General features: G+C 71.0%; 8 protein-coding genes. 4 read left to right on the forward strand and 4 right to left on the reverse strand.

The window, feature by feature from the left end; all coding sequences use genetic code 11:
- Window positions 1–4: 4 nt before the first annotated feature.
- The 4 genes from K9D25_RS06555 to K9D25_RS06570 form a co-directional block, all read right to left on the reverse strand.
- Complete coding sequence (locus K9D25_RS06555) at window positions 5–6,946, reverse strand: non-ribosomal peptide synthetase (RefSeq protein ID WP_244450054.1); 6,942 nt, start codon at window positions 6,944–6,946, stop codon at window positions 5–7.
- Window positions 6,947–6,974: 28 nt separating this feature from the next.
- Window positions 6,975–10,118: an amino acid adenylation domain-containing protein gene (locus K9D25_RS06560; RefSeq protein WP_244450055.1), complete on the reverse strand. Its 3,144-nt coding sequence runs from the start codon at window positions 10,116–10,118 to the stop codon at window positions 6,975–6,977.
- A 233-nt stretch (window positions 10,119–10,351) separates the two neighbouring features.
- Window positions 10,352–10,669, reverse strand: a complete 318-nt coding sequence (locus K9D25_RS06565) for an antibiotic biosynthesis monooxygenase family protein (RefSeq protein ID WP_378283469.1) — start codon at window positions 10,667–10,669, stop codon at window positions 10,352–10,354.
- A 419-nt stretch (window positions 10,670–11,088) separates the two neighbouring features.
- The gene (locus K9D25_RS06570; RefSeq protein ID WP_244450057.1) at window positions 11,089–11,955 is read right to left on the reverse strand and encodes a phytanoyl-CoA dioxygenase family protein; all 867 of its coding nucleotides are present in this window, start codon (window positions 11,953–11,955) and stop codon (window positions 11,089–11,091) included.
- A gap of 164 nt (window positions 11,956–12,119) precedes the next feature.
- On the opposite strand from K9D25_RS06570, the gene K9D25_RS06575 reads away from it, so the two are divergent.
- From K9D25_RS06575 to K9D25_RS06590, 4 genes are read left to right on the forward strand one after another with little or no spacing between them, the layout of a single operon-like run.
- Entirely contained in the window at window positions 12,120–12,998 is an 879-nt protein-coding gene (locus tag K9D25_RS06575; protein WP_244450058.1) for a thioesterase II family protein, read from the forward strand.
- A 9-nt stretch (window positions 12,999–13,007) separates the two neighbouring features.
- Entirely contained in the window at window positions 13,008–15,785 is a 2,778-nt protein-coding gene (locus K9D25_RS06580; protein WP_244450059.1) for an ATP-binding cassette domain-containing protein, read from the forward strand.
- On the forward strand, window positions 15,782–17,926 hold the full coding sequence (locus K9D25_RS06585) for an AMP-binding protein (RefSeq protein ID WP_244450060.1): 2,145 nt from the start codon (window positions 15,782–15,784) through the stop codon (window positions 17,924–17,926). The genes K9D25_RS06580 and K9D25_RS06585 overlap by 4 nt, the downstream gene beginning before the upstream one ends.
- Entirely contained in the window at window positions 17,913–26,855 is an 8,943-nt protein-coding gene (locus K9D25_RS06590) for a type I polyketide synthase (protein ID WP_244450061.1), read from the forward strand. The genes K9D25_RS06585 and K9D25_RS06590 overlap by 14 nt, the downstream gene beginning before the upstream one ends.
- Window positions 26,856–26,865 lie beyond the last annotated feature (10 nt).

The following is a 26,865-nucleotide window of genomic DNA, read 5'->3' on the forward strand; positions in this document are numbered from 1 at the left end:
CATCCTACCTGTGCACAGGGGCGGGCATGTCGAGAAAAGAAGCGATGGCCCCAGCCGTTTGGGCCGCCGCGGCGCCGGAGAGCATGGACACATGGTCGCCTGGAACCTCGTGCACGCCGAGCACGCGATCGCTAAGCCGGGACCAGCCCATATCGGGCGCGGCGAGAACGGCCCGATCCGCCTCGCTAAGATCACCGCCAGCGGGATGGGCGGCGCGTACGAGGCACAGATTCAGGTCGCGCGGAGCGTTCTCGGGAGGAGCATAGGCCAGGAAGGCGTCATAGAGCGCGCGGCTGGCGCGATAGGCGCGGCGCAGCCAGGCGGTGTCGGCCTCCGGCGCGATCAGCCCGGCTTGCCGCATCCGCGCGCAAGCGAGGGCGAAGCGGGCATCGTCGGTCTGCGCCAGCAATTCCTCCATGCCGAGGGTGAGCGGGGTGTCATGGTGGCGGGCACGGACCTGCGCCATCCGCAGCAGCCATTGTGCCTGCGCCCGTTCGGGATCCTCCGGCAGCACCGAGCGGCTGCCGAGCGGGGCCGGCGTGTCGATGATGACGAGCCGTTCGGGCGGGGTGCCGCGCGCGTGAAGTTGGCAGGCCATCTCATAGGCGACGATGCCGCCGAATGAGTAGCCGCCGAGGAAGCGCGGCGCGGCGACGTCCCTTCGGGCCAGCGCGTCGAGATTGGCGGCCGCCAGCGCCGCGACGCTGGTGGGGGGCGCCTGACCTTTCTCCAGCCCAGGCGCCTGCAGAGCCCAGAAGGGCATAGAAGCCGGAAAGGCCCGGGCCAGATCGAGGAAGGCGCTGACATCGCCGGCGATGGGGTGGGCACAGATGAAAGGCGGGCCCTCCCTGCCGGTCAGCGGCACCACCGCATCCCACGCCGTCGCCCCGGCCTCTTTCCGGGAGAGCGCCCGCGCCAGCGCAGCGGCGCTGCGATGTTCGATCAGCGCCGTGACCGGCACGGGGCGGGCAAGCCGTTCCGACAGCCGGGCCGCCGCTGTGGCGAGGCCCAGCGAGGTGAGACCGGCCGCCAGCACGTCCTCGGAGCGGGCGAGACGAGGGCCGAGCAGCGCGGCGAGCACGTCCAGCACCACTGCCTCGGTGGCATCGGCGGGCGGGGCGGGTGGCGCAGCGTCCGGCGCCGGCGCGTCGTCGATAGGCGGACTTTCCTCCGGAGGCGGTAGGGGAGCGGCAGCGGGCAGCGGCACGGCGGCGACCGTCCCGTCGATGAGGCCGGGCAGGGCGGCGAAGACGGCGGCGAATTCCTCGATCATCGCCTCGCCCCGGGCGGTGGCGGTGCCATCGAGGTCCGGCAGCACGAGCGAGAGCCCGATCCGCTCACCCGGCACCACCACGCCGGTGAGGCTGTAGGCGGATTTCAGCGCATTGTGCACGCTTTCCACCCGCAGCCCGCCCGCGCCGGCCCAGGCGTCCGAGCCCGCCGGCATGTTCTCCACCACCAGCAGCGTGTCGAACAGGGAGGAGGCGCGATCGGCAACCCCGGCGGCCTCGGCAACCTCTCGCAGCGACAGCTGCGCCTGTGACTGCAAAGCGGCGATCTGGCGCTGCATCTCCTGCGCCAGAGCCAGCAGCGGGCTGGAAGGCGAAAAGCGCAGCCGTACCGGCAGGTTGTTGATGAACAGGCCGACCATCTGCTCGACGCCCGGCACCTGCGGCGGCCGGCCGGAAACGGTGGTGCAGAAGACCGTGTCCGCCACCCCGCGCCGGGCCGCCGTCCACAGGCCCCAGGCGAGATGCGCGAGGGCGGCGATCGTGAGACCGCGCCGGCGCGAGAGATCGCTCAGCGCCTTGCTTGGCTCCACCGGCAGCGGGCGGCGGATGGTGACATAGCTTGCCGCGCCATTGCCGGCCGGATGCAGCGCCGGCTGCGCGGGCGCACCGGCGAGAAGCGGCACGAAGGCCGCGCGCAGGCCCTCGCGCTCCAGCGTCGCGGTCCAGGCGATGAAGTCGCGGAAGCGGGCCGGCGGCGGCAAGGCCGGCGGCATGCCGCGCCGCAGCGCCTCATAGGCGGCGCGGGCCTCCCGCTCCAGCTGGGCGAGGCACCAGCCATCGGCCAGCATGTGATGGAAGGAGGCGATGAGATAGGCCTCCTCGGCGTTCACCCGAATGAGGATCAACCGGGCGAGGGGGCCGGCCTCCAGGTCGAAGCCTGCCGCGCGGTCCAGCGCCAGACGCTGTTCCAGCCGTTCCGCGCTGAAGACCGGCCAGATCTCCAGCTCCACCGGCGGTGGGGCATTGCGGCGGACGAGCTGCAGCGGCCGCTCCAGTCCACGCCAGCGAAACACGCTGCGCAGCACCGCGTGGCGCTCGAAGACCAGTGCCCATGCCTTGCGCAGCGCCGCGCTGTCGAGCGCGCCGGAAAAGCGCATGCAGCTCTGCTCGAAATTCACCGCCGACCCCTGCCGGCTGAGCGAATGCAGCAGCATCGCCTCCTGCATGGGCGAGAGCGGGTAGATATCCTCAACATCGGGGCACGTGCCGGCCAGGGCGTCCAGCGTCGCCGCATCGAGCCCGGCAAGCGGGAAATCTCCGGGGGTGAGCAAGGGCGCGGACTGGCCTTGCGTCCAGACGGCAATGGCGCGCAGGCTCTCAGCGATGGCCGCCAGACGAGCCTCCGCTGTCTCGACGGGCGCGGCCTCCGACCAGCCGAGCGCGAGGCGCCCGCCGCTCACCCGCACCGTCAGCCCGGCGCGGACCGTATCCGGGACGTTCGGCGCATGCGGGTGCAGGCGGATCGCCGGATCCGGCGCGGCGGCCGGCAACAAAGCCACATAGAGCGCTGGCGGGGCGAAGTGGAAGGCGGTGCGGATCGCGCTGAAGGCGAGGCCCAGCGGCTCGGCGCGCTGGCGCACCGTCTTGGCCGCGCGCAGCCGCGCGCCAAGCGGAGCCCCAGATGCGCAAGCCTGCAAGGGCAGCAGCACGTCGAGATTGCCGACGAGGCCTGCCGCTTCCGGCGTGCCCGGCGGCAGGGCGCGGCGGCCATCCACCAGCTCGACGGCGGGCGCCCCGTCCAGCGTCTCGCCGAGCGCGACCAGCAACGCATCGATCAGCGACACGCCGAGCCGGCCAGGCAATTCCTCCAGCAGCAGGCGTGAAGTGCCGGCCTCCAACAGCAGTTGCGCGACGGCGAGGGTGGGGGCGCTGGCGGCGAACGCATCTGGCGGGGCTTCGGCCTCGGCGGTCTCGCACGCCATCGCCGCCGCACGTACTTGCGGGCTGGCGGCATGGTCGGCGAGCCAGGCGAGCCAGTGCGAGAAGCCGAAAGGCGGCGCCGGCGGGAGGGCGCTGTCCGGCCCGGCGGCCAGCGCGGCTTCCAACTCGGTCGCCAGCAGCAGCAGCGCCCGGTCGTCCGCCACGGTCTCATGCAGTGCGAGCACGACGGTGGCGTTTCCGGCCGCCGGCGCCTGCGCTGTCACCAGCGTGGCGGCGATCGTAACCCCTGCCGCAAGGTCGATGCCACGCGCCAGCCGGGCGCTGTTCTCCGTGATCCAGCGGTCGAGATCGTCGAGCGTGGTCGCGGGCACATCGACGAAGCGCACCGGCACGGCGGGGAGGAAATCGGAGATGGCGAGCGAGCGCCCGGTGGTGTCCTCCACCCGCACGAGGCGCAGCGCGTCGTGCCGTTCGGCGAGGCGCTCGATCGCATAGCCGAGATCGACCGTGGACACGCTGGCCGGCACCGCGACGCTGACAAAGCGGCAGGGATTGCGGGAATCGCAGGCGGCGGCAATCAGCTCCGCCCCATAGCGGGCGCCATGGCCGCGGGCCCGAACCGCCCGCTGACGCCTCAGAGCGATGGCGGCGAGACCTTCTATGGTCGGCTGGTCGAACACATCCTTCAGCTCGAGTTCGAGGCCGGCCTCATAGGCCCGGGCAACGAGGCGGATGGTGAGGATGGAATCGCCGCCGACATGGAAGAAATTGTCGCGCACCCCGAAGGTGGCCGTGGTCAGCAGATCAGCCCAGATGCGCGCGAGAATGCGTTCTTCCGGCGTGCGCGGCTCCACCGGCGCTTCGGCGGGCGTTTCCGCGATCTCGACTGCCGGCAGGGCACGGGTATCGATCTTGCCATTGGCGTTGAGTGGCAGGCGGTCAAGAAGGAGATAAGCCTGCGGCAGCATTTGCCGGGGCAGGCGGCTTTCCAGATGCACGCGCAGCTCGCCCGGTGTCAGCGCAAGGCCCGCCTTGGGCGCGACATAGGCGACGAGATCGCGCTCGCCGCTCGCCCGGCGCGGCGCCAGCACGGCGGCGCCGGCGACGCCGGGATGCAGCGCCAGCACCGCCTCGATCTCGCCGAGTTCGATGCGGAAGCCGCGCACCTTCACCTGCCGGTCGGCGCGGCCGAGGAAGACGATGCTGCCGTCCGCCCGCCAGCGGGCGAGATCGCCGGTGCGGTACATGCGCGCCGCCGGATCGGTGGCGAACGGGTCGGGGTGGAAGCGGGCGGCGGTGAGGTCCGCATCGCCGTGATAGCCGAGCGCGACGCCATCGCCGCCGACCCAGAGCTCGCCCACGAGGCCCGGTGGCAGCGGGCGGCCGGCGGGATCGAGCACATAGGCGGTGCTGTTGGAGATCGGCCGGCCGATGGGGATGGTCAGCTCGTCGACGCTGAGATCGGCAATGTCGAACAGCGTGCTGAAGGTGGTGTTCTCGGTCGGGCCATAGCCGTTGAACAGCGCCAGCCCCTTCGCCCGGCCCGCTGCCAGCACGGCGCGCGCCGCTACCGGATTGACCACGTCGCCGCCTGTGATCACGAGGCGGGGGCCGGCAAAGGCGGCCGGGTCCAGCGCGGCGATCTGCTGGAACAGCCCGGCGGTGATCCACAACAGCGAAATCCGCGCCTCGGAGAGGAACAGCCGCAGGGCACGCGGGTCCATCACCACCGTGCGGTCCACTGGCAGCAGTGTGCCGCCATTGAGCAGCGGCACCCAGATTTCTAGCGTCGAGGCGTCGAAGGCGGGGTTGGAATAGACGGCGGCGCGCAGGCCGGGGGCTGCCAGCCCCTGCGCGCGGGCGAGGCGGACAATGGCGCGATGCGGCACGCTCACCGCCTTCGGCGTGCCGGTGGAGCCGGACGTGAACATCACATAGGCCGGGCTCTGCGCGCTTAACTCGACCTCGGGATGGGGCGCCGCTGCCTCTGCCGCCTCACGCAGCGCCGCCCAGCCCAGCGTGGCGCATCCTTCCGTCGCCAGCGACGGGTCGAACGACACGGCGTGGCGGGCGCCGACCTGGCGCGCGCGCACATCGCGCTGTTCGGCCGGGTAGGTCGGGTCGATCGGCGCATAGGCGGCGCCGATCCCCAGCACCGCGAGCTGTGCCTCGATCAGCGCGCCGGAGACCGGCAGCACCAGCAGCACCACCTCCCCCGCGCCAACCCCCTGCGCCGCCAGCACGCCCGCCAGCCGGCGCACCCGGTCGGCGAGCGCGCCATAGGTCAGGCGCAGCCCGTCTTCCTCGATTGCGATCGCGTCCGGGTGGCGCGCCGCGTCACGGAAGAACAGGGCGATGGCGCTGTCCTCGCGCTCATAGGCAAGGGCGGTGGCGTTGAAACCCGCCACCTGCGCCACGCCTTCAGAGGCGGAGAGCAGTGGAACCTCCAAAACGGGCTGATCCGGCTGCGCCGCCAGTGCTTGTGCCAGCCGGCCGAACCAGCCGAGCACGGCGTCGATGGTCGCGGCGTCGAACAGCATGGCATCGTAGCGGCACCACAGGCGCAGCCCGTCCGGGGCGGCGGCATAGACCACCGACAGTTCCGCCTTGGCTTCCTGGTCGAGCTGCTCCGGCAGGATCGCGAAGCGGGTGCCGTCCAGCGCGGTGAGGGTTGGCGCCGGGGGCTCTGCCGCACCGAACAGCACCTGCAGGAAGGGCGCCGCCTCGCCCCGTCGCTCGACGCCGCTCGCCTCGACGATGCGTTCGAAGGGCAGGTCGCGTTGCGCCAGCGCCGCGCGTAGGCTGCTCTGAACCTCTGCCAGCAACGCGGGAAAGCGTGCCTCATCCGCTACGCTGGCGCGGATCGGCAGCGTGTCGACCAGCAGCCCGATCATGTCGGCAAGGTCCGGCCGGTCGCGGCGCGCGGCGGGAATGGTGACGACGAGGTCGTCCAGCCCGCTCCAGCGCCGCAGCACGACGAACAGCAGGGCGAGGTAGAGGCTGAATTCGCTCGCCCCCTCCCGCCGCGCCAGCGCGGCGAGCGTGGCGGAGACATCACCCGGCACATGCAGCTCCGCCTGAGCCGAGCGCAGGCGGCCGCTCTCGCTCGGCGCGCGGTCATAGGGCAGATCGAGCCGGGCCGGCGCACCGGCGAGCCGGCCACGCCACGCCGCCATGGCGGCATCGAGCGCCGGGCCAGGAGCGCCGAACCGCTCCTGCTCCCAATCCGCGACATCGGGAAACTGCAGCGGCAGCGGCGACCCCGCCTCCGGTCGGCCGGCCAGCGCCGCGTCATAGGCCGCCACCAGATCGCGCTGCAGGATCGTGAGCGAGGCGCCGTCGCTGATGATGTGGTGGAGCACCGTCACCAGCACGCCGCCCTCATCCGCCGCTCGCACCAGGCTGAAGCGCGCCAGCGGCCCGGCCGAGAGATCGAATGGTTCGTCCACCATCGCCTGCGCTTGTGCGGCTACGGCGGCATCGAAGGCGGGGCTGTCGAAAGCCTCGCCCGTGGCGATGACGGCGAGCGGCAGCGGGACTTCATCCGCCACCGCCTGCACCGGCGCGCCATTCACCAGGGGGAAGGAGGCACGCAGACTATCGTGCCGTCGTGCCACCAACGCGAGGGCAGCGCGCAGCACGTCCGGATCGATCCGCCCCTCGATGCGCACGAGCAGGGGCATGGCGAACAGCGTGCGGCCGGGTCGCAGCAATTCCGCCATCCTGATCTGGCGCTGGCCAAAGGAGAGGCCGGCAACATAGCCGCTGGCCATCAGCGGGGCCCCGGCGCCGGTCGCGCGCTCATGAAGGCAACTCCACCCGGGCGCGGGCACGCGCCACGGGGGCTGGGGCGGGGTCCTCTGCCGGTGCGGCTCCGAGCCGCTGCGCCAGCGCGGCGAGTTCTGGCGCCTCGAACAGATCCGCCAGCGTGGCCTGCAGGGCCATCTCCCGGCGCAGGCGGGCGATCATCTGCATCGCCAGCAGCGAACTGCCGCCAAGGGCGAAGAAATGGGCGTTTCGGCCCACCGAGGGAAGGCCGAGCACCTCCGCCCACAATGTGGCGAGGGCAGTTTCCAACGGTCCCTGCGGGAGCTCCACGCCGCCAGCCGTCGCGGCGAGCGGCGCGCGGGGAAGGGCGGCGCTATCCACCTTGCCATTGGCGGTGCGCGGAAGCTGCTTATGCCGCAGGAAGGCCTGCGGGAGCATATAGGCCGGCAGCCGCGCGGCCAGGGCCCGGCGCAGTTCCGCCTCATCCGGGCCGGTGTCGGGCGCGAGATGGGCGACGAGGCGGGCGGGCCGGCCGTCTCCCTCCTCGACCACAAGCGCGGCTTCGCGGATGCCGGCCTGCGCCAGCAGTGCCGCTTCGATCTCACCAGGCTCTATCCTGTAGCCGGCTATCTTTACCTGTCGGTCCCGTCGACCATGAAAGTACAACCGGCCATCGCTGGCGAGCGACACGCGGTCACCGGTGCGGTAGGCGGGGGCCGAGGTGCCGGCCAACGGCGTCCGCAGGCTCACGCCCGGCTCCGCGCCGATATAGAAGCGGGCCACGGACGGGCCGGAGATGACAAGTTCGCCAATGGTGCCGTAAGGGCAGGGGCGGTCTTCGCCATCCACCACATGCAGAACCGTGCCCGGGATGGGGTGGCCGATGGCGACGCTGGCGCCTGTTGTTTCCGGCCGGCAGCGTTCGACGCAGACCCACACGGTCGCCTCGGTGGGTCCGTACTCGTTACACAGCGCCGCCTGGGGCACGCGGGCGGCATGGGCGGCGACCAGCGCGGGCGGGCAGGGCTCGGCCGCCACCTTGGCCATGCGCAGGGTGGGCAGGCCCTCCGCGCCAGCGGCCTCCAGCAGAACGCCCCAGAAGGAAGGGGTGAGGCACACATGGGTCACGCCGGCGCCGCGGATGAGCGCGACCAGCCGGTCGGCGTCGCGCGCCGCGCCGGCATCGGGCAGCACCAGCGTGCCGCCTTCGCAGAGCGTGCAGAATAGGCCGGTGACGGAGCCGTCGAAGAACAGCGGGAAGGTCAGCAGGAAGTGGCCGATCGGCAGGTCGGCATTTTCCGCCGCGCTGGCGGCGACATGTGTGCGCAGATTGTCATGGCCGACGCTCACGCCCTTCGGCTGGCCCGTGGAGCCGGAGGTGAAGATGACATAGGCCTCGTCCCCTGCGGCCGGCCGCGTCACCGCGTCGAGATCGGCGGGTTCCGGGGAAGCGCCCCCCACCGTCAGCACCGGCAGACCGGGCGCCTCGCCGGCGCGGTCGTGACGCGTGACGAGGGCGGCGACGCCGGCGCTGGCGAGGATCATCGCCCGGCGCTCAGCCGGTGCCTCGGGGTCGAGCGGCACATAGGCGGCCCCGGCGAAAAGAATGCCGAGAATGGCGGCGACCGCCTCGGGCCCTTGATCGAGCAGGAGAGCGACGCGTGCGCCCGGCTTTACCCCAGCCGCGGTCAGCCGGCCGGCGAGGTCGATCGCCTCTGCGCCGAGTTCGCCATAGGAGCGCGAGCGTCCCTCGGCGACGAGCGCGGGCGCTTCGGGACGGGCGCGGATCTGCGCCAGGATCAGGTCGACCACCGTCCCTGCCGGCCGGGGCAGGGGCTTGCCCGTCAGGGCAGCCGCGATCTCGGCGAGCAGCGCTTCCGGCATCACGTCAAGGGCGCTGGCCGGCGCGTCGAGATGGAAAGGCAGGCGCTCCAGCGCGGTGGCGAGCATGGCGAGAAGCTGCCGGGCCTGCGGCAGAGGCACATGAAGCTCGTCCACCATCAGCCGCAGTTCGAAGGCGTCGCCGATCTCGACCATGAGATTGAGCGGCAGGTCCGGCAAGGTGACGTCGCCGCTCGCCACAAGCTCAAGTCCGGCGGCGCGGAAGGCGGGTGCCAGCGCCAGCGGATAGGTCTGCACCGCGATCAGGCTGCGCAGCGGCAGCGCGTCGCTCGGCAGGCCGAGCAGGTCACGCATGGTATCGAGCCCCAGCGGCCCGGCGTCGCGTCCCCGTGCCCGTGCCTGCTGCAGCTCAGCCAGCCAATGGCGCAGGGGTGTCGCGTCGCGGCGCAGCCGGCTGGGCAGCACGCCGACCTGAGGCCCCACGAGATGATGGGTTTGGTCGCCCAGCAGTTCGGGCGGGCGCACCGTCTCAATACAGCCCATCACCACATCGTCGGTCCCGTCCGCGCGGGCGAGCACCAGCGCCCAGGCGCCTTCGACCAGCGTGCTCAGCGTCAGGCGCTCGCTGCGCGCCAGAGCGGCGAGGCGGTCGGCGACGGCGGGGGAGAGATTCCGCATGACCTCGCCGATGCGCGGTGCGGCGGCGGCCCGCGGGGCCGCCCCCGGCTGATGACCGGCAAGCATGGCTTCCCAATGTGCCCGCCCGGCGGCAGCATCGCGCCCCTGCCACCACTCGACATAGCGGCGGAAAGGAAGCGCCGGAGGCACCGCGCCGCCGCGATAGAGGGTTAGAACCTCGTCCAGAATCTCTCCAAGCGACCAGCCATCGACGGCGAGGTGATGGCGCGTCCACACCAGGAGGTGACGCGGCCCCGCGCCCTCTTCGGCGAGTTTGACGAGGCGCACCCGCATGAGCGGTGGACGGCGCACATCGAAGGGCTGGGCGCGGTCTTCCTGCAGCAATGCGTCGAGCGCGGCACGCCAGTCTGCACGCGCGCTCCAGTCCAGCCGCTCGACCGCGAAGCTGGGCGCGGCGACCACCACCTGGGCGGGATCGCCCTTGAGTTCCCAGTGAAAGCCCGCGCGCAGGACGGTGTGGCGCTGGATGACCGCGGCCCAGGCGGCCGCGAAGCCGTCTTCATCGAGCGGGCCGGCGAGGAGGGCCCACCACTGGCCCATGAAGAGGGGCTGATCGGGATAGCTCGCGCAGCGTATCAGCATGGCGCGCTGCAGATCTGTCAGGCCGTGAATATCTTCGATGGGACCGCGGGCCACGTCACTACCTTCTGCAGCAAAACGTCGCGCTGCACTCCGGGCCGGCATGTAATCGCCGCGCCATTCTTCATGCCGGCGTGCGCTTTCCGTGCCGCCTAATGGCTGACGGGTAAGAGCCGGGCTGCCCACGCCTCGTTTGCACGCAAGGCGTCGGAGAACGGCAACCTAAAGTAGAAAGCGGCCCTGCCGGCCGAAAGAAAACCGGCGGCAGTCTTAACTGCCGCCGGAAGTCTTCAGAGGCTCTCGATGTAGAAACCTTCGCCCTTGATCTCGCCGTCGCAAAGCTTCTGGAGCTTCTCGACGATGCCGCCACCGTCCTTGGCGCGCGGGTTGGAAGACATCTTGTCGAAAGCCGCTTCGCTTTCCCACACAGTGCAGATGCCATACATGGACGGGTCCTTCTTGGACTTCATCAGTCCAAAGCCGACCAGCCCTTCAATGACATCGCCCGGCTTCTTGCCGTCGTTGGGGAGCATTTCCTTTTCGAGAAGCGCGCGTGCATCCTGCTCGCTACCCGCCTTAACGTGACAACGAGAGATCGTCATAAACATACTTGCCACAGGACTTCTCCAGCCAGAGTTGCGGATGATGGCTTAGCGCGGGTCGCTCGTCTGGGCAACTGTCTATTTTTGACCCGTTTTCAGTATTCTCTCGCAAGCCGTGCAATAAGGTTCTAGCAATTCATGCGCGTTTCACATGGCTGCGTTAGCATGATCGACTCCATAGACTTCGGGTTCGTCCGTCTCTGCACGTCAACCCCCGCGTGCAGCGGGAAGGGCGTGATCTACGCCCACGCCGGTCGGCGGGGGGTGGTGAGGGCGGCAACGGGCGCGTGTCGGATGCCATGGCTGACGGGTTGCTGCTGATGCCTTCCCTAAAGGAAAGGCTGCCCCCCTGCCTTCGGCGCACCCGCTCGGGCGCGCCGGGTGCGGTGGCGCGTGCCCTTTCCGGCCGCGCCGCCCGCCACGTCTCAGGCAAGGGGCGTCAGCACGGGGAAGAGTTTGCCGCGGATCGGCGCGCCGACCGCGAGATCGACCTCGAAGCCTTCCGCCACCAGGCGGTCGACTACGGTGCGGCCATGCGGGGCCAGCACGGCGGTCTCGTCCACCCAGCGCGTCACCATGCGCCGCGTGTCATGGTCCAGCGTATTGCCGGGCGAGCCGTGCAGGGTGCGGGCGTGGAAGACGAGGCAATCGCCGGGCTCCATGTCCCAGCTCAGAATGTCGTAGTCCTCGCGATGGGCCTGGATGTCCGGCACACGGGAGAAGGTGTCTCGCGCCGCGATGTCGAATTCGCCATGGTAGCGGGCGTAGAATTCCTCCACCGCCGGCAGCGCGGCCTCTTCGCTCTCGAAGAAGTTCGCCGGCATGAACAGCTTGTTCCAGCGATGCGAACCGCGCACGAATTCCAGTGCCGCCGCACGCGGAATCGGATCGAGCGCCACCCAGATCGAGCAGAACGGGCCGAGCACCACATTGTCGTGATGCCAGGGCGTGCGCGCCTGGGTGCCGGGGCTCTTGTAGAACCAGGTGTCCTGCAGAAGCCGCACGCTGGAGGTGCGCAGGCAGCGCGCGGCAATGGCAGCCGAGGGCGATTCGAGCGCGAAGGTTTCGAGCTCGGAGATGTGCCGGCGCGACCAGATGTCGGAGTAGAAGGCGCCCTTGTCATTGGGCGAGAAGCTCTGGAACAGCGCACCGGGGCTTTCGAGGTTGCGGCGGATGCCTTCGGCGGCGAGATCGACCCATTCCGGGCCGAAAGCGCCCCTGAGGCAGATGGCGCCGTCGCGGTCGAGGGTCTCGATCATCGCCTCGTCGATGGGAGAGGTGTCGTTCGGCATGGATCCTCCTGGATTCGGCTGCGGCGCGCGGGCTGGCCCCGGACGCTGTCGCCCCGACCGGCGACGGCCCCGCGTGAGACGCGTTCGGCGAAGGGATGGTCCCCCGGCACCGCGCCATCACGGTGTGGCACATTGGTGGGCGCTGTCCATTGGCGAATTTTGTCATGATCGCGCGGCGAGCCGAGGCCTGCACCAGCTTACCGGAGCCGCCCCCGGCCGCGCCGCCCGTCCAGTTGCGCTGGGTGCGCCGCCCGGCGGGTGCGCCGGTGCTCATCTGCCTGCCGCATGCCGGCGGCAGCGTGCTGTCCTGCCTCGGTCTCGCGGCCGCCCTGCCGCCCCACGTCGCCATCGCCACGGTCGCCCTGCCGGGCCATGACGCGCCGGTTCCCGGCAGTCCGGCGGACGAGGCCCCGCCGCTCGCCGATGTCCGGCTTCTTGGCCGGGCGCTGGCGTCCGCGATCGCGGACGATCTCGGCGCCGCCCTGGCGCCGGAGGGGGCGGGTATGACCCTGCTCGGCAACAGCTTCGGCGCGCTGCTTGCCTTCGAGACAGCGCGGGCGCTGGAGCGGGAAGACCCTGCCCGGGCGGGTGGGCTGCATCTCGTCGTCTCCGGCTTCCGCTCGCCCAGCCGGCCGCCGCAGGAGGCGCCGCTGCACCGCCTGCCGCGCGCGCAATTGCTGGCGGAACTGCGCGAGTGCTTCGGCGCCGCCGGTCCGGACCTCGGCGACCTTCTCGGGCCGCGCGAGGAAGCGGCGCTGCGCGCCGATCTCGCCGCCTGCGAGACCTATCGGCTTATCGATCCCACGCCGCTGAACTGCGCGCTTTCCGTCATCCGCCTCACGGCCGACCCCTCCGTTTCCGCCGAGGAGAGCGCGGCATGGCGCGAGGTGTGCGCCGGCCCGGTCGGATTCCACACGCTTTCGGCCGGCCATTTTCCCTGGAGTGGCGCGACGGCCGCCTTTGCCGCCCTGATCGGCGATCTCATTGCGCGTCGGCAAGCCTCTGCCGGGCGTCTTCCCTTCCCGCCTGTCCGCGAATCATAAAGAGCCGCCATGTCCAACCGGCATTTCGACTGGTTCAAGAAGCACGAAACCGAGGATGAGGTGCAGCACAAGCTGCAGCGCCTTTATGCGCTGGCCTGCGAGCGGCTTGCGATCAAGCCAGACAAGGGCTTCATCGCCGCTGCCATGGCCGCCAATCCCGATGAGGCGCGTCGCGATCCGGTGCGGCGCGTCGCGCATCATCTGTTCACCTACAAGCTGGCGATGCCGAGCGGCGCCTGGGGGCTGCTCGGGCTTGGTCTTTTGCATTCGGTGCTGCTGGAAGTGGCGCGCGAGGACGGCAAGAAGCCCGCGCCGGTTCGCATCGCGCGCGCCGACGCCCATGACCTCAACGGGCTGGCCGGGCGGCTTCTGCTGCCGGACGTCGATCAGAAGGATGTGCGCCGCGCCGCAGCCTTCGTCGAATATCTCCTGAAGACAAAGGGGCCGCGCGGCTTCCTGAAATTCGGGCGCAAGATAGCCGCCAATGGCAATGTGGACGCGGCCTGCGAGGCGGTGGCGGGGGCCTCTACCGGGGCGCTCGAACTGAAATGGCAGGACGAGATCCGTGCCGGCACTCCGGAGAGGGGCCCGACCCATCTGGTGATGTGGGTGGCGAAGGCGGCGGCGCGGCACAAGATGCTGCTGTTCTGGTTTCTTGCCGCCAATGCGGTGCAGATCCTTTACGCCGTCTATGTCCCGCTTTGGCTGCAGACGCTGTTCGACGAGGGCATCAAGCCCAGCAATGTCGAGGTGATCCGCACCTATATCGGCTATCTCACCTGGGGTTTCCTCGCCGCCTCCTTCTTCGGCGTCATACTCGACTATTCCGTCGCCAAGCTCGGGCCGCGCATCCTCAATGATCTGCGCGCGCGCATGTTCGCCAAGATCAACCGGATGGACGCGCGCGAACTCGCCAGTTCCGACACCGACGCCATCATCGCGGATTTCTCCAACGACCTCACCGTGGTGGAGAAGGCGGTGATCTGGGCGGTGCCCGGCCTGTTCTCCAAGGGGTTGATGCTGATCGGCTCGGTGGCGGTGGCGTTCACGCTCGACACCCAGCTCGCCATCGCCACGCTGGTGTCGCTAATGATCGCCTTCTGGCTGCCGCGCGGCTTCAGCAAGCGCGCGGTGCGCTACAATTACGAGCGCGGGGCGGAGGACGCCAGGGTCGCCCATGTGGTGAAGGAAACGCTGCTCATGCAGCGGGTAATCCGCATTTTCGGGCTGCGGGAATTGCAGGCGAAGCTGTTCACCACCCAGCTCGCCCGCCTGTTCAAGGCGAGCTATCACCAGTATTTCTCCTCGGGCCTCGTCGGCCGCATGACCAGCTTCGGCGTCAGCGCGGCGCAGTTGCTCGTCATCGGTCTCGGCGCCCTGCAATCCGTCGATGGCCAAGTGTCCTCGGGCACGATCGTCGCCTTCATCACCCTGCTGCTGACCATTGGCGGCGCCGCCGGCTTCATCGGCGCCCAGCTGCCGCTGCTCATCCAGGGCGTCGGCGGGCTGGAGCGGGTGCAGGCCCTGCTCGGCAAGCCGGACGCGGCCCCCGACCCGGAGCGGCCGGAGGATATTGGTGGCAAGGTGCGCTCGCTGACCTTCGACGAAGTGAGCTTCAGCTATGACGGTACCGCCGCGACGCTCGACAAGGTGTCGCTTTCCATCGACTGCCCGCGCCGGGTGATGGTGGTGGGTCCGTCCGGCTCCGGCAAATCGACGCTTTTGCGGCTGATCGAGAACCAGTTTTCGCCCCGCAGCGGTCATGTCCGGGTGAACGGGGTGGATATCCGGATGCTGGGGGAGGCGCAGCTGCGCTCCCTCATCTCGCTGGTGCCCCAGGAGACCATCCTGTTCCAGGGCTCGGTGCGCGAGAACATCCGCATGGGCAAGCTGGGTGCCAGCGATGCCGAGGTGGAGGCGGCGGCCAAGGCGGCCGACATTCACCCGATCATCATGGCGCTGCCCGATGGTTATGACACCGATGTCGGCGAGGGCGGCAGCAAGCTCTCGGGTGGGCAGCGCCAGCGCATCGCCATCGCCCGCGCCATTCTCCACGACCCGCAGATCATGCTGCTGGACGAAGCCACCTCGGCACTCGATCCGGCGAGCCGCGTCGCGGTGGAGGAGACGCTGCGCAAGGTCACCCAAGGGCGCACCGTTGTCGCCGTCACCCATGACCTCACCCAGTGCGAGCATGCCGATCTCGTCTATGTCGTCAAAGCCGGCCGGGTGGTGGAAAGCGGCACCCATGCGGCGCTGCTGGAAGCCGAGGGCGTCTATGCCGATCTCTGGGAGCGCAGCGTCATCGCCGGTGCGGAAGGCGTGGTGCCGCGCGAGCAGCTTCTGGAACGGCTGCGCAAGCGCCCACTGCTGCAAGGACTGGCGCCGGGCTTCCTCGAAAACTTGCTCGCCCGCATGAGCGTCGAGACGGTGGGGCCCGATACCGTGCTGATCGAGGACGGCCGGCCGGCCGACCGGCTGATCTTCATCACCCAGGGCGAAGCCCAGCAGAGCGTGCGCCTTCCCGACGGCACCTTCATGTCGGTGGAGGTACTGGAAGCCGGCGACGCGCTGGGCGAGAATACCGTGCTGGAACATGCGGAGGAGTTCACCCGTGTGGTGACGCGCAAGCCCTGCCATCTGCTGACCATCGACCGGGCGACGCTGCGCGGGCTGCTCGCGGCGCATCCCGACGTCGAGCAAAAGATCGTCTCGACCTTCGCCCCGCGCTATGAGGCGATGATGAAGCACTATGCCTGGCTGAAGCTGCAGGTACCCTCTCAATGAGCCCCGTTCTCCCTACCGGCACTGTCGCCACCCGCCTCGCCGCGCTGGCGGAGAGGCCGAACACGCGCTGGTCCATCACCTTCCTCGACAGTTCCGGCGCGGTGGCCGAGCGCTGCGGCGCGGCTGAGCTGGCCGCGCGAGCCGCCCGCGTCGCCGGCTTCCTCGAACAGGCGAGCGCGCCGGGCGCACCGGTGCTGCTGGTGTTCCAGCCCTGCGTCGACTTTCTCGTCGCGTTTCTCGCCTGTCAGTGGTCGGGCCGCCTCGCCGTGCCGATCAACCCGCCGCGCCGGCACCGGCTGATCCAGCGCCTGCAGGCGGTGGCCGTCGACAGCGGCGCCGCTCTCGCCCTGACCGGCGGTGGTGTCGCCGAACAATCGACGCTCTGGCAGACCGACAGCGCGGAGCTGGCCGCCCTGCGCTGGCAGGATGTCGGCGATCTCGACGCGCAGGACATCGCTCCCGCGCCCCTGCGGGAGGTCGATCCTTCGGCCACCTGCTTCATCCAGTACACGTCGGGTTCCACCGCCCTGCCCAAGGGCGTGGAGGTGAGCCATGCCAATCTCATGGCCGACATGGCGCGGATGGAAGCGGCCTGGGGCCTCTCGCCGGCGAGCACGATGGTGACCTGGCTGCCGGCCTTTCACGATCTCGGGCTGATCTTCGGCCTGTTGCAGACGCTGTACTCCGGCTGCCCGGTGGTGCAGATGGCGCCGAACAGCTTCCTGCAGCGCCCGCTGCTGTGGCTGGAGGCGATCAGCCGCTTTGGCGGCACCCACACGGCGGCGCCGAGCTTCGCCTATGATCTGTGCGCCCGGCGTATTCCGCCCGAGGCGCGAGCGGGCCTCGACCTCTCCTCGCTCGTCATGGCGATGAACGCTGCCGAGCCGATCGACCCGCAGGTGATGGAAGATTTCATTGCCTCCTTCGCCCCGCACGGTTTTCGCCGCGAGACCTTCGCCCCGGCCTATGGTCTGGCGGAATCGACCCTGGCCGTCACCGCCAGCCCCACGGGCGCGGCACCTCGGCTGTTCTCGCTCGATGCCGCGGCGCTGGAACAGGGCCGCATCGTCGAGGCTGGCGCATCGGCCCGCACAAACCTCATCCCAGGCTGTGGCAGGCCGCTGGAAGATGTGCGCGTCGCCATCGTCGATCCCGAGACAAAGCGCCGCCAGCCGGCGGACCGCGTCGGTGAAATATGGCTCGGCGGGCCGACCATCGCGCGCGGCTATTGGCGCCGGCCGGAGGAAAGCGCCGCCACCTTCGGCGTGCGCCTCAAGGGCGAGGACGACCCGACGGGCTATCTGCGCACCGGCGATCTCGGGGCGATGATCGGCGACGAGCTTTGCGTCACCGGCCGCATCAAGGATCTCATCATCCTTTCCGGCTCCAACCACTACCCGCAGGATATTGAGCGCGTGGCGCAGGCGGCACATCCGGCGCTGCGCGCGGGCGGCGGCGCGGCGTTCGGCCTCATCGGCGAGGCCGGTGGCGAACAGGTGGTGCTGGTGCAGGAGCTGGAGCGCACGCAGCGGCGCACCGATCCGGCGCCGCTGTTCAGTGCCATCAGCGCTTCGGTGTGGCAGATGCTGGAGCTTCAGCTCTCGCGCATCGTGCTGGTCGAACCCGGTGCGGTGCTGCGCACCTCCAGCGGCAAGATCCAGCGGGCTGCCAACCGTCAGGCCTGGCGCGCGCGCGAACTGCCGGTTATCGCGGAGTGGCGCAGCGCGCGGCAGGAGATGCTGGATGCCGCATCGGACGCGGCGCGGGAGGCGGCGCACGCGCCGGCGACGGCCCTTGCCGTGCCGGCACTGGAGCGCTGGATTCGCGACTGGCTGGCGGGCCGGCTCGGCCTGCCGGTCTCCGCCGTCGCGGTGGATCGCGGGCTTGGCGAGCTCGGCCTTACCTCGATCGACGCGGTTGATCTCGCTGGCGCCCTTGGCAGCCATCTCGGCCGTGCCCTGCCGCAAACGCTGGCCTTCGACCATCCGACCGTCAACGCGCTCGTGGCGCATCTGACGGGACAACCTCAGGTAATGCCGGCGCAAGCCTCAGCGTCGATACCGGCTCCGCCGCCCGGCGCGGGCGGCGACCTCGAAGAACTTCTGTCGATGATTGAGGGAGGCAGCCTTGGCGAGCAGTGAGGAGCGCCGCGCGGGCCTGCTCGCCCGGCTGAGCCGGCTGCACCCCGAACAGGTCACCGATCTGATGCTGGCGCTGGAAGGGCGAATCGACGCGCTGCGGGCCGAGACCGCCCGCGCCCGTGCGCCCGTGGCTATCATCGGCCTCGCCGCTCGCTTCGCCGATGTCGACTCGGCGTTGGCTTATGGCCGCCTGCTGTTCGAGGGCCGCGACGCTGTGCGCCCCGCCCCCGCCGACCGGCCGGAGCGCGACGGCCTGCCGCCCGGCGGCTATGTCGAGGGGGTGGAGACCTTCGACCCCGGTTTCTTCGGCCTGCGCCCGCTCGAAGCCGACGCCATGGACCCGCAGCACCGCCTCGCGCTGATGCTGGCCTGGCAGGCGCTGGAAGACGCCGGCTATGCGGATGCGGCGCGGCGCCCGCGCGCCACCGGCGTGTTTCTCGGCCTCGGCGCCAATGAGTATGAGGCCCGCTTTCAGGAGACCGGTTCGCTCTCCCCCGCTGCCATTCTCGGCAATGCCGGCTCCATCGCCGCCGGCCGCCTCGCCCACTGGCTCGATGTCACCGGCCCGGCGCTGGTGCTCGATACCGCCTGTTCCTCCTCGCTGGTCGCCGTGCATGCCGCCTGCCGCGCGCTGCGCAGCGCCGAATGCGACCTCGCCTTGGCGGGCGGCGTGAACCTGACGCTCGACGCCGATGTGACCGCCGCCCTCGCCGCCGCCGGCATGCTCGGCCCCGGTCATGCCTGCCGCACCTTCGACGCCGCCGCCGATGGCTATGTGCGCGGCGAGGGCGGTGGGCTGGTGGTGCTGAAGCGCCTCGCCGACGCATTGCGTGACGGCGACGCCATCCGTGCGGTTATTCGTGGTTCGGCGCTTAATCATGACGGCCATTCCAGCGCGCTCACCGCGCCCAATGGCGCGGCGCAGCGGGCGGTGATCGCGGGCGCGCTGGCCGATGCCGGTCTCTCGGCGGCCGATGTGCAGGCGGTGGAATGCCATGGCACCGGCACACCGCTGGGCGATCCCATCGAGGTGCAGGCGCTTGCCGCCGCCTATGGCCTTTTGCGCACCGAGCCGCTGCTGCTGGGTTCGGTAAAGACCAATATCGGCCATCTGGAAGCCGCCGCCGGCATTGCCGGGCTGATCAAGATGGTGCTGGCGCTGGAAGCCGGCCGCCTGCCGGCGACGCTGCACCAGACCCAGCCAAATCCGCGCATCGCCTGGGACGAGCTGCCCGTGCGCGTCGTCGCCGAAGCGATGGAATGGCCCGCCGGCCCGCCGCGCCGCGCGGGCGTGAGCAGCTTCGGCTTTTCCGGCACCAACGCCCATCTCATTCTGGAAGAAGCTCCGCCGGCGCCGGAGGTGACGGTCGAGACTCCGCTGCCTATCGTCTTCGCCTTCTCCGCGCCCGATGCCGAGGCGCTGCGTCGGGTGGCGGCGGGGCTTGCCGATCATCTCGCCGCCGACCCGCAGCTTCCGCTCGCCGGCATCGCTGCGGCGCTGAATCGGGGGCGCGGGCGCTTCGCCCATCGCGCCGCCTGTCTCGCCCGCAGTCCTGAGGAAGCGCTGGCGGGCCTGCGCGCCATTGCCGCCGGCGAGGCGCCACAGGTTGGCGCCGTCGGGCAGGCTCTGCCGGACACCCCGAAGGTGGCCTTCCTGTTTTCCGGGCAGGGCAGCCAGTGGCCGGGCATGGCGGCCGATCTCTACGCCGCCGACCCGGCGTTTCGGGCACGTATCGACGCGGCCGGGGCGCAGATGGGGCGCGACCTTGCCGCGCGGATGTCCGAGACGGAAGGCCCGCCGCTGACCGATACCGCCGAGGTGCAGCCGGTTCTGTTCGCGCTCGAAATGGCGCTGGCCGAGCGGCTCAAGGCCTTCGGCATCACCCCCGATATCGTCGCCGGCCACAGCCTCGGCGAATGGTCGGCTGCCTGCCTCGCCGGCGTAGTGCCGTTCGAGGCGGCGCTCGACATTGTGGCCGCGCGCGGCACGCTGATGGGGGCGCTGCCCCCGGGCGGGGAGATGGTGGCAGTGTTCGCGCCGCTGGAACGGCTCGCCCCGGTGCTGGACGCTTTCAAGGGGCGCCTCGACATCGCGGCGCTGAATGCGCCGGAGGAAGTGGTGCTGTCCGGCCCGGGCGAGGCGATCGCGCAAGTGCTCGCCGCGCTGGATGCGGAAGGCATCCGCAGCCAGCGCATCGTCACCAGCCACGCCTTTCATTCGCATCTGATGGACGCCGCCGTCGAGCCCTTCGAGCAGCGGGTGCGCGCGGCGACGCTCGCCGCGCCGCGCCTGCCGGTCGTCTCAAACGTCTCCGGCGATCTTTCGGTCGATCTGTGCGATCCGGCCTATTGGGGCCGGCAGATCCGCCAGCCCGTGCGCTTCGGCGCCGGGCTCGACACCATGGCGCGCGAGGGCGTGAATGTGGTGGTGGAAATCGGCCCGGCCGCGACGCTGGTCGGCTTCGCCCAGCGCGCCGCTGGTTTTGAGGGCCGCGACACCCGCTTCATCCCCACCATGCGCCGCAACCGGGCGGCGGGCGAAACGCTGGCGCTGGCGCTGTGCCGCCTGTTCGTCGCCGGCCTTGATGTGACATGGCCGGCGAGCGGCGCCGTCCCGGCGCGTCTTCCGCCCTATCCCTTCGCGCGCGACCGCCATTGGGTCGAGGCGCCGCGCCGGCACCCGGTCCCGCTCCTTCCCCCGGTCTCCGCGATGCCTGCCGCGGCTCCCGTGTCCGCCGCACCGGCCTTGAACCGCGAGGACATCCGCGCCGCCCTTGCCACCAGCCTGCGGCGCAGCCTGCAGCTGAGCGAGGCGGCACTGGCGGGCGATGCCGGCTTCTTCACTCTTGGGGTGGATTCCCTTGCCCTCGCTGAGGCGCTTTCCACGCTTGAGCGGCGGTGGAAAGTGGCGATCCCCCGGCGCGAATTGTTCACCACCCTCACCACGCCGCGGGCGCTGCTGGAGCGGGTGCTGCGCGAGGTGGAGGCGAAAGCCCCCGACCCCGCCGTTGCCGCCATCGCCCCGCTTTCCGCCATTCCGACCCTGGCCGCCCTCACGGCGGCGACGGAGGCTCGCGTGTCAAGCCCCACTCTCCCGCCTGCCAGCCCCCAGACCGCCGCGCCGACCGAGGCGCTGAGCCCGGAGGCCGCCGGATTCATCGCCGATTTCGCCGCACGCTACGGCGCCACGCACGGCGCCTCCCGCCACCAGCGCGAAGCCTTCGGGCCGGTACTGGCCGACAGCCGGGCGGTGGCGGGCTTCCGGCCGGAGACCAAATCGCTGCTTTACCCGATCATCGGCGTGAAGGGGCAGGGCAGCCATGTCGTCGACGCCGACGGCAATGATTATGTCGACCTCACCATGGGTTTCGGCGTCCAACTGCTCGGCCACAACCCGCCCATGGTGGTGGAGGCGATCCAGCGCCAGATCGCCGAGCAGGGGCTGTTCCTCGGCCCGCAGGCGGAAAAGGCTGGCGAGGCCGCCGCGCTGATCGCGAAGCTCACCGGCAATGAGCGGTCGGTGTTTTGCAACACCGGCACGGAAGCGGTGATGACCGCGCTGCGCCTTGCCCGCCATGCTACCGGCCGTTCGCTGGTGGCGATGTTCGCCGGCTCCTATCACGGCCATTTCGACGGCACGCTGGCCCGTTCCGGCAGCGATGGCGCCAGTCTGCCGCTCGCCAGCGGCACTCCGCCGGGCATGCTGGCGGATGTGGTCGTGCTCGACTATGCTGATCCCGAAGGCAGCCAGATGGCGCTGGAAGCGCTGGGCGACCGGCTGGCGGCGGTCATTGTCGAGCCGGTGCAGAGCCGCCGGCCGGGCCTTCAGCCGCGCGATTTCCTGCACTGGCTGCGCGGCTTCACCGCCCGCGCCGGCGCGGCGCTGATCTTCGACGAGGTGCTGCTCGGCTTCCGCGTCGCCGCCGGCGGAGCGCAGGCCTGGGCCGGGGTGCGGGCCGATCTCGTCACCTATGGAAAGATCGTCGGCGGCGGCCTGCCCATCGGCGTCGTCTCCGGCCGCAGCGCCTTTCTCGACGGTATCGACGGCGGCGTCTGGCCGCTGGACGGCGCCGGCGGCCCGAAGGCCGAGCGCACCTTCTTCGCCGGCACCTTCAACAAGAACCCGCTCGCCATGGCGGCGGCCACGGCGATGCTCGGCCATCTCGACGCGTCCGGCCCGGCGCTGCAGGAGCGGCTGAACGCCCGCACGCAGGCGCTGTGCGCCACGCTGAATGCCGGGCTGGAGGAAGACGGGAGCCCGCTGCGGGTGGAGCACTTCTCCTCGGTGATGCGTTTCACCGGCGCCAGCGACCTGTTTTATAGCCAGCTCATTTCGCGCGGCGTCTATGTCTGGGAGGGGCGCACCTGCTTCCTCTCCACCGCCCATAGCGAGGACGACCTCGCTCATGTCGCCCGCGCGGTGCGGGAGAGTGCCCGCGCCCTCGCCACTGTCGGCCTCATGGGCGGCGCGGCGCTGCCAATGCCTGCGCCCGTCGCGCCCCGCACCTTCGCCACCGCGCCGGGCCAGCAGGCGCTGTGGACGCTCGCTGCCTTCAGCCCGGAAAGTGCGGCGGCCTACAACCAGTCGCTGGTGCTGCGCCTGCCTGGCGCGCTCGACGTGGCGGCGCTGAGCGCGGCGCTGGCCGATCTTGTCGCCCGCCATGACAGCCTGCGCATGCGCTTCGTGAACGATGGCGCCATGGCGGTCATCGAGCCGGAGGCCAGGGTCGCGCTGGAACAGGCCGCGTTCGCCGACGCGGCGGAGCTGGACCGCTTCGTGCGGGAGATGGCCGCGCGGCCCTTCGACCTGGCGCGCGCCGGCATGCTGCGCGTGGCGCTGCTGGGCGGCGGCACGCAGACCGCGCTGGTGCTGGTCCAGCCGCATATCGTCACCGATGGCTGGTCGCTGCAGGTGCTGGCCAACGAACTCGGCCAGCTCTACACCGCCCGCCTTGCTGGAACCGAACCGGCGCTGCCGGCCCCGGCCGCCTATGAGCGCTTCGCCGGGTTCGCCCGCGACGCCGCAGTCGATGCGGAAGCGGCGGCGCATTGGCAGAGCGTGTTCGCCCAGCCGCCGACGCCGCTGGCGCTCCCCACAGACCGGCCGCGCCCGCCGCTCCAGACCTATGAAGGCGGCACGGTCCGTGCGCTGCTGCCTCCCACGTTCGCCGCCGAACTCGCCGCGCGGGCGCGGGCGCTCGACTGCTCGCTGTTCACGCTGTGCCTCGCCGCTTATGGCCAATTGCTGGCGGAACTTTCCGGCGCGGACGATCTCGTCGTGGCGATCTTCGCCGCCGGTCAGCCGCTGGTGGGCGAACCGGGCCTCACCGGCTATTGCATCTCCACCGTGCCGGTGCGCCTTGAGGGGCTCAAAGGCGACGCGCTCGCCGCGACCCGTGCCGCCATGGCGCAGGCCATGGCCTATCCCGCCTATCCGCTGTCCGCCATCGTCAAGGCCAGCGGCGTGCGGCGCGACCCGTCCCGCCCGCCGCTGGCGAGCGTGTCGTTCAATCTCGACAAAGTGGAGCCGCTCGCCGCCTTTGGCGACCTGACCCCGACACCGCGCGCCAATGCTCATGGAAGCGTGCGCTGGGACCTCAACTGGAACCTCGACTCCAGCGAGGACGGCCTCGCCATCGAGGCCAATTTCAACACCGACCTGTTCGACGCCGCCCGCGTCGAAGCCTGGGTCGCCCGCTACCGCGCCTTGCTGGAAGCGATCGGCACGGCGCCGGCCGAGCCGGAGGCGCCGGTGGTCCCGACGCAGCCCGAATCCGCGCCCTTGCCCACCAGCCTTGCCGATCATGTCGCGCATTGGGCCGCCACGACGCCCGACGCGCCAGCGGTGGTCGACCGCGACGGCACGCTGAGCTGGGCGGAGCTGGCACGCTCCAGCGGCGATCTCGCCGCCCGTCTGGCGGCACAGGGCGTGGAGCGTGGCGACCGGGTCGCCTTCTGCCTCGCGCGGGGGGCCGGTCCGCTGGTGGCGATGGCGGCGGCGAGCCATCTCGGCGCGGCCTTCGTTCCGCTCGATCCCGACTATCCCGCCACTTACCGCGCCACGTTGCTGGCGTCGTGCGGCGCGCGGGTGGTGGTGGCCGACGCCGCCACCGCCGGCGAACCCGTTGCCGTGCCGGTGCTGGGCTGGAACCGCGACCCACAGTCGGGTGAAATCCCGCCGCGCGCGGAATGCGCGGCCGACGATCTCGCCTATGTCCTGTTTACCTCCGGCTCCACCGGCCGGCCAAAGGGCGTGCGCGTGTCCTGCGGCGGGCTCGATGCCTATGCGCGGGCGCTGCTGCGCCGGCTGGACTTTTCCGGCCCGCAGGTCTTCGCCATCGCCACCTCCTTCGCTGCCGATCTCGGCTATACCAGCGTGATCGGCGCCGTGGCCTCCGGTGGCACGCTCAATGTGCTGGACGCGGCGACCGCCCGCGACCCCGCCGCCTTCATCGACTGGATGACGCGGTACCCGGCGGATGTGCTCAAGATCGTCCCCACCCATCTCGCCGCACTCATGGCGCATCCGGAAGCCGCCGGGCTTCTACCCCGCCGGGCGCTGGTGTGCGGCGGCGATGTGCTGACCTTCGGCCTCGTCGAAAAACTGAGGGCGCTGCGGCCGGAACTGCGCCTGTTCAACCATTACGGCCCGACCGAGACCACCATTGGCTGCACCATGGTTGAGGTGACGCCGGCGCTGGCCGCCGGGGCGCAGGCGCCGGACCGCGTGCCCGTGGGCTATCCCCTCGACGGCGCGCAGATCGACATTGTCGACGCGGAAGGCGCGGTGCTGCCCGCCGGCGAGACCGGGGAAATCCGGGTGAGCGGGGCAGGAGTGGCACTTGGCTATATTGGTGAGGCCGGGGCGGAGCCGATGCCGGGCGGCGAGGCCGCCAGCGGCTTCATCCAGCTCGGCGACGGCACGCGTGCCTATCTCACCGGCGATCTCGGCAGCCGTGACGCCGATGGGCTCACTCGCTTCCTCGGCCGCAAGGACGATATGGTGAAGGTGCGCGGCCACCGCGTCGATCCCAACGGTGTCGCGGCGCAGCTGCGTGCCTGCGCCGGCGTGCGTGACGCGGCGGTGCTGGCGCTGCGCGAGGATGACGGCACGGTGCGCCTCGTCGGCGCGGCGGTGGCGCCCGGGCAGGATGCGCCGCGTCTCGACGCCCAGCTGAAGGACAAGCTGCCAGAGGCGCAGCGCCTCTCGCGGCTCATTCTCGTCGAGGCGCTGCCGCTCACCGCCAATGGCAAGCTGGACCGCACGGCGCTGCGCACGCTGTTTGCCGCGCCCGTGGCCGGCGACGCCGTCCTCGTTGCCGAGACTTCCGGCACGGGCGATCCACTCGCCACGGTCCTTGCGCTGTGGCGCGAACTTTTCGCCGCGCTCGGCACGGCGGCCAGCCTTGGCCCGGACGATGATTTCTTCGCTCTTGGCGGCGATTCGATCATGGCGATCCAGCTCGCCGGCAAGGCGCGGGCGGCGGGGTGGCTGCTCTCCCCGGCGCAGATTTTCACCGCGCCGACCCCGCGCGCCCTGGCGGCGCTGATGAAGCCGGCCGCTGCGGAAGCGATGGAGGCGCGCGGGCCGGTGGCCGAGCCGGTGCCCCTCACCCCGATCCAGAACTGGTTCATGGGGCTCGCCATGCCCGACCGCCGGCACTGGGCGCTCACCGCCGTGTTCGATCTGCCGCCCGGCACCGCGCCCGCGGCGGTGGAGGCGGCGCTCGCCGCTTCCGTCGCCCGTCATGACGGGCTGCGGGTTCGGCTGCAGGAAGGGGCGCCGCCGCAGCAGCAGGTGGCGGAGGCGCCGGGCCTGCCGGCTCTGCTGCGCGAGAAGGTGGCCGTCGGTCAGGATGTCTCCCCGCGCGAAGACCGCATGGCGGACCGTCTCGTGGCGACGATCGACCCGCTGGCCGGGCGCCCGCTCGCCGCCGGCATGATTGAGGCTGGCGCGGTGCTGCGCCTGGTCGTGGCGGTGCATCACCTCGTCTTCGACATGGTGTCCTGGGCGATCCTGGCGGACGATCTCGCCAAAGCGCTGTCCGATCCGCCGCAGCCGGTGCTGGTGCCGCCCACCGCCTGGTCGTGGTGGTGCCGCCACCAGGCCGGGACCGGTGCCGCCTTCGAGGCCGACCGGCCCTATTGGCAGTCGGTGGCGCTCGCGCCCACCGCCGTGCCGCTCGACCATCCCGCCGCGCCGGATGTGGAGGGCGGCGCCCGCACCCGTGACCTGCGGCTCGAGGCGGCGTTGTCGCAGCCGCTGCTCGCTGATCTCGCCGAGCGTTTCGGCCACCAGCCGCAGGAAAGCGCGCTCGCCCTCATCGCCCGCCCGCTCATCGCCTGGACCGGCGGCGCGCTGCAGCTGGAGCTGGAAGGCCATGGCCGCGACACCGGCGATGGCGCCATCGACCTGTCGCGCACCATTGGCTGGTTCACCACCCGTTATCCCGTGGCACTGCCGGGGGAAACGGGCGACCTGCCGGCCTGGCTGCTGGCGGTGAAGGAACGCGCGCGCGCGGCCGCCGGCCGGGCCATGGGCTATGGGCTGCTGCGCGCCGCCACCCCGCCGCTCACCGGGGCGCGGCCGCAAGTGTCGTTCAACTTCCTCGGCGATATCAGCCGCTTCGGCCATGCCGGTCTGGCGCTTGTGCGGCTCGGCGCGGGGCGCGAGCGGGCGGCGCAGGCGGCCCGTCCGCACCGCCTCGCCTTCAATTGCTGGCAGGAAGGCGGGGCGCTCGTGCTGCGCTGCGAGTTCGGCGCCGGCCATGACGCCGCGACCATCGAGCGCCTGCTCGACGCCGTGCGCGCCGAGGCCGAAGCCTGCCGCGTGGTGGCGGCCCAGTCCGCCCGGCGCTATTCGCCGAGCGACTTTGCCGGGCTTGCCCTCAGCCAGGACGATCTCGACACGCTGATCGCCTTCACCTGAGCGGCGGCCG

It is taken from the genome of Ancylobacter polymorphus, assembly GCF_022836935.1.
Lineage (GTDB): Bacteria > Pseudomonadota > Alphaproteobacteria > Rhizobiales > Xanthobacteraceae > Ancylobacter > Ancylobacter polymorphus_A.

Excerpts from the sequence above, each read along its gene's own strand:
- K9D25_RS06575 (WP_244450058.1), top strand. The coding sequence starts at position 12,120 with ATGATCGCGCGGCGAGCCGAGGCCTGCACCAGCTTACCGGAGCCGCCC.
- K9D25_RS06565 (WP_378283469.1), bottom strand. The coding sequence starts at position 10,669 with ATGTTTATGACGATCTCTCGTTGTCACGTTAAGGCGGGTAGCGAGCAG.
- K9D25_RS06585 (WP_244450060.1), top strand. The coding sequence starts at position 15,782 with ATGAGCCCCGTTCTCCCTACCGGCACTGTCGCCACCCGCCTCGCCGCG.
- K9D25_RS06580 (WP_244450059.1), top strand. The coding sequence starts at position 13,008 with ATGTCCAACCGGCATTTCGACTGGTTCAAGAAGCACGAAACCGAGGAT.
- K9D25_RS06555 (WP_244450054.1), bottom strand. The coding sequence starts at position 6,946 with ATGGCCAGCGGCTATGTTGCCGGCCTCTCCTTTGGCCAGCGCCAGATC.
- K9D25_RS06570 (WP_244450057.1), bottom strand. The coding sequence starts at position 11,955 with ATGCCGAACGACACCTCTCCCATCGACGAGGCGATGATCGAGACCCTC.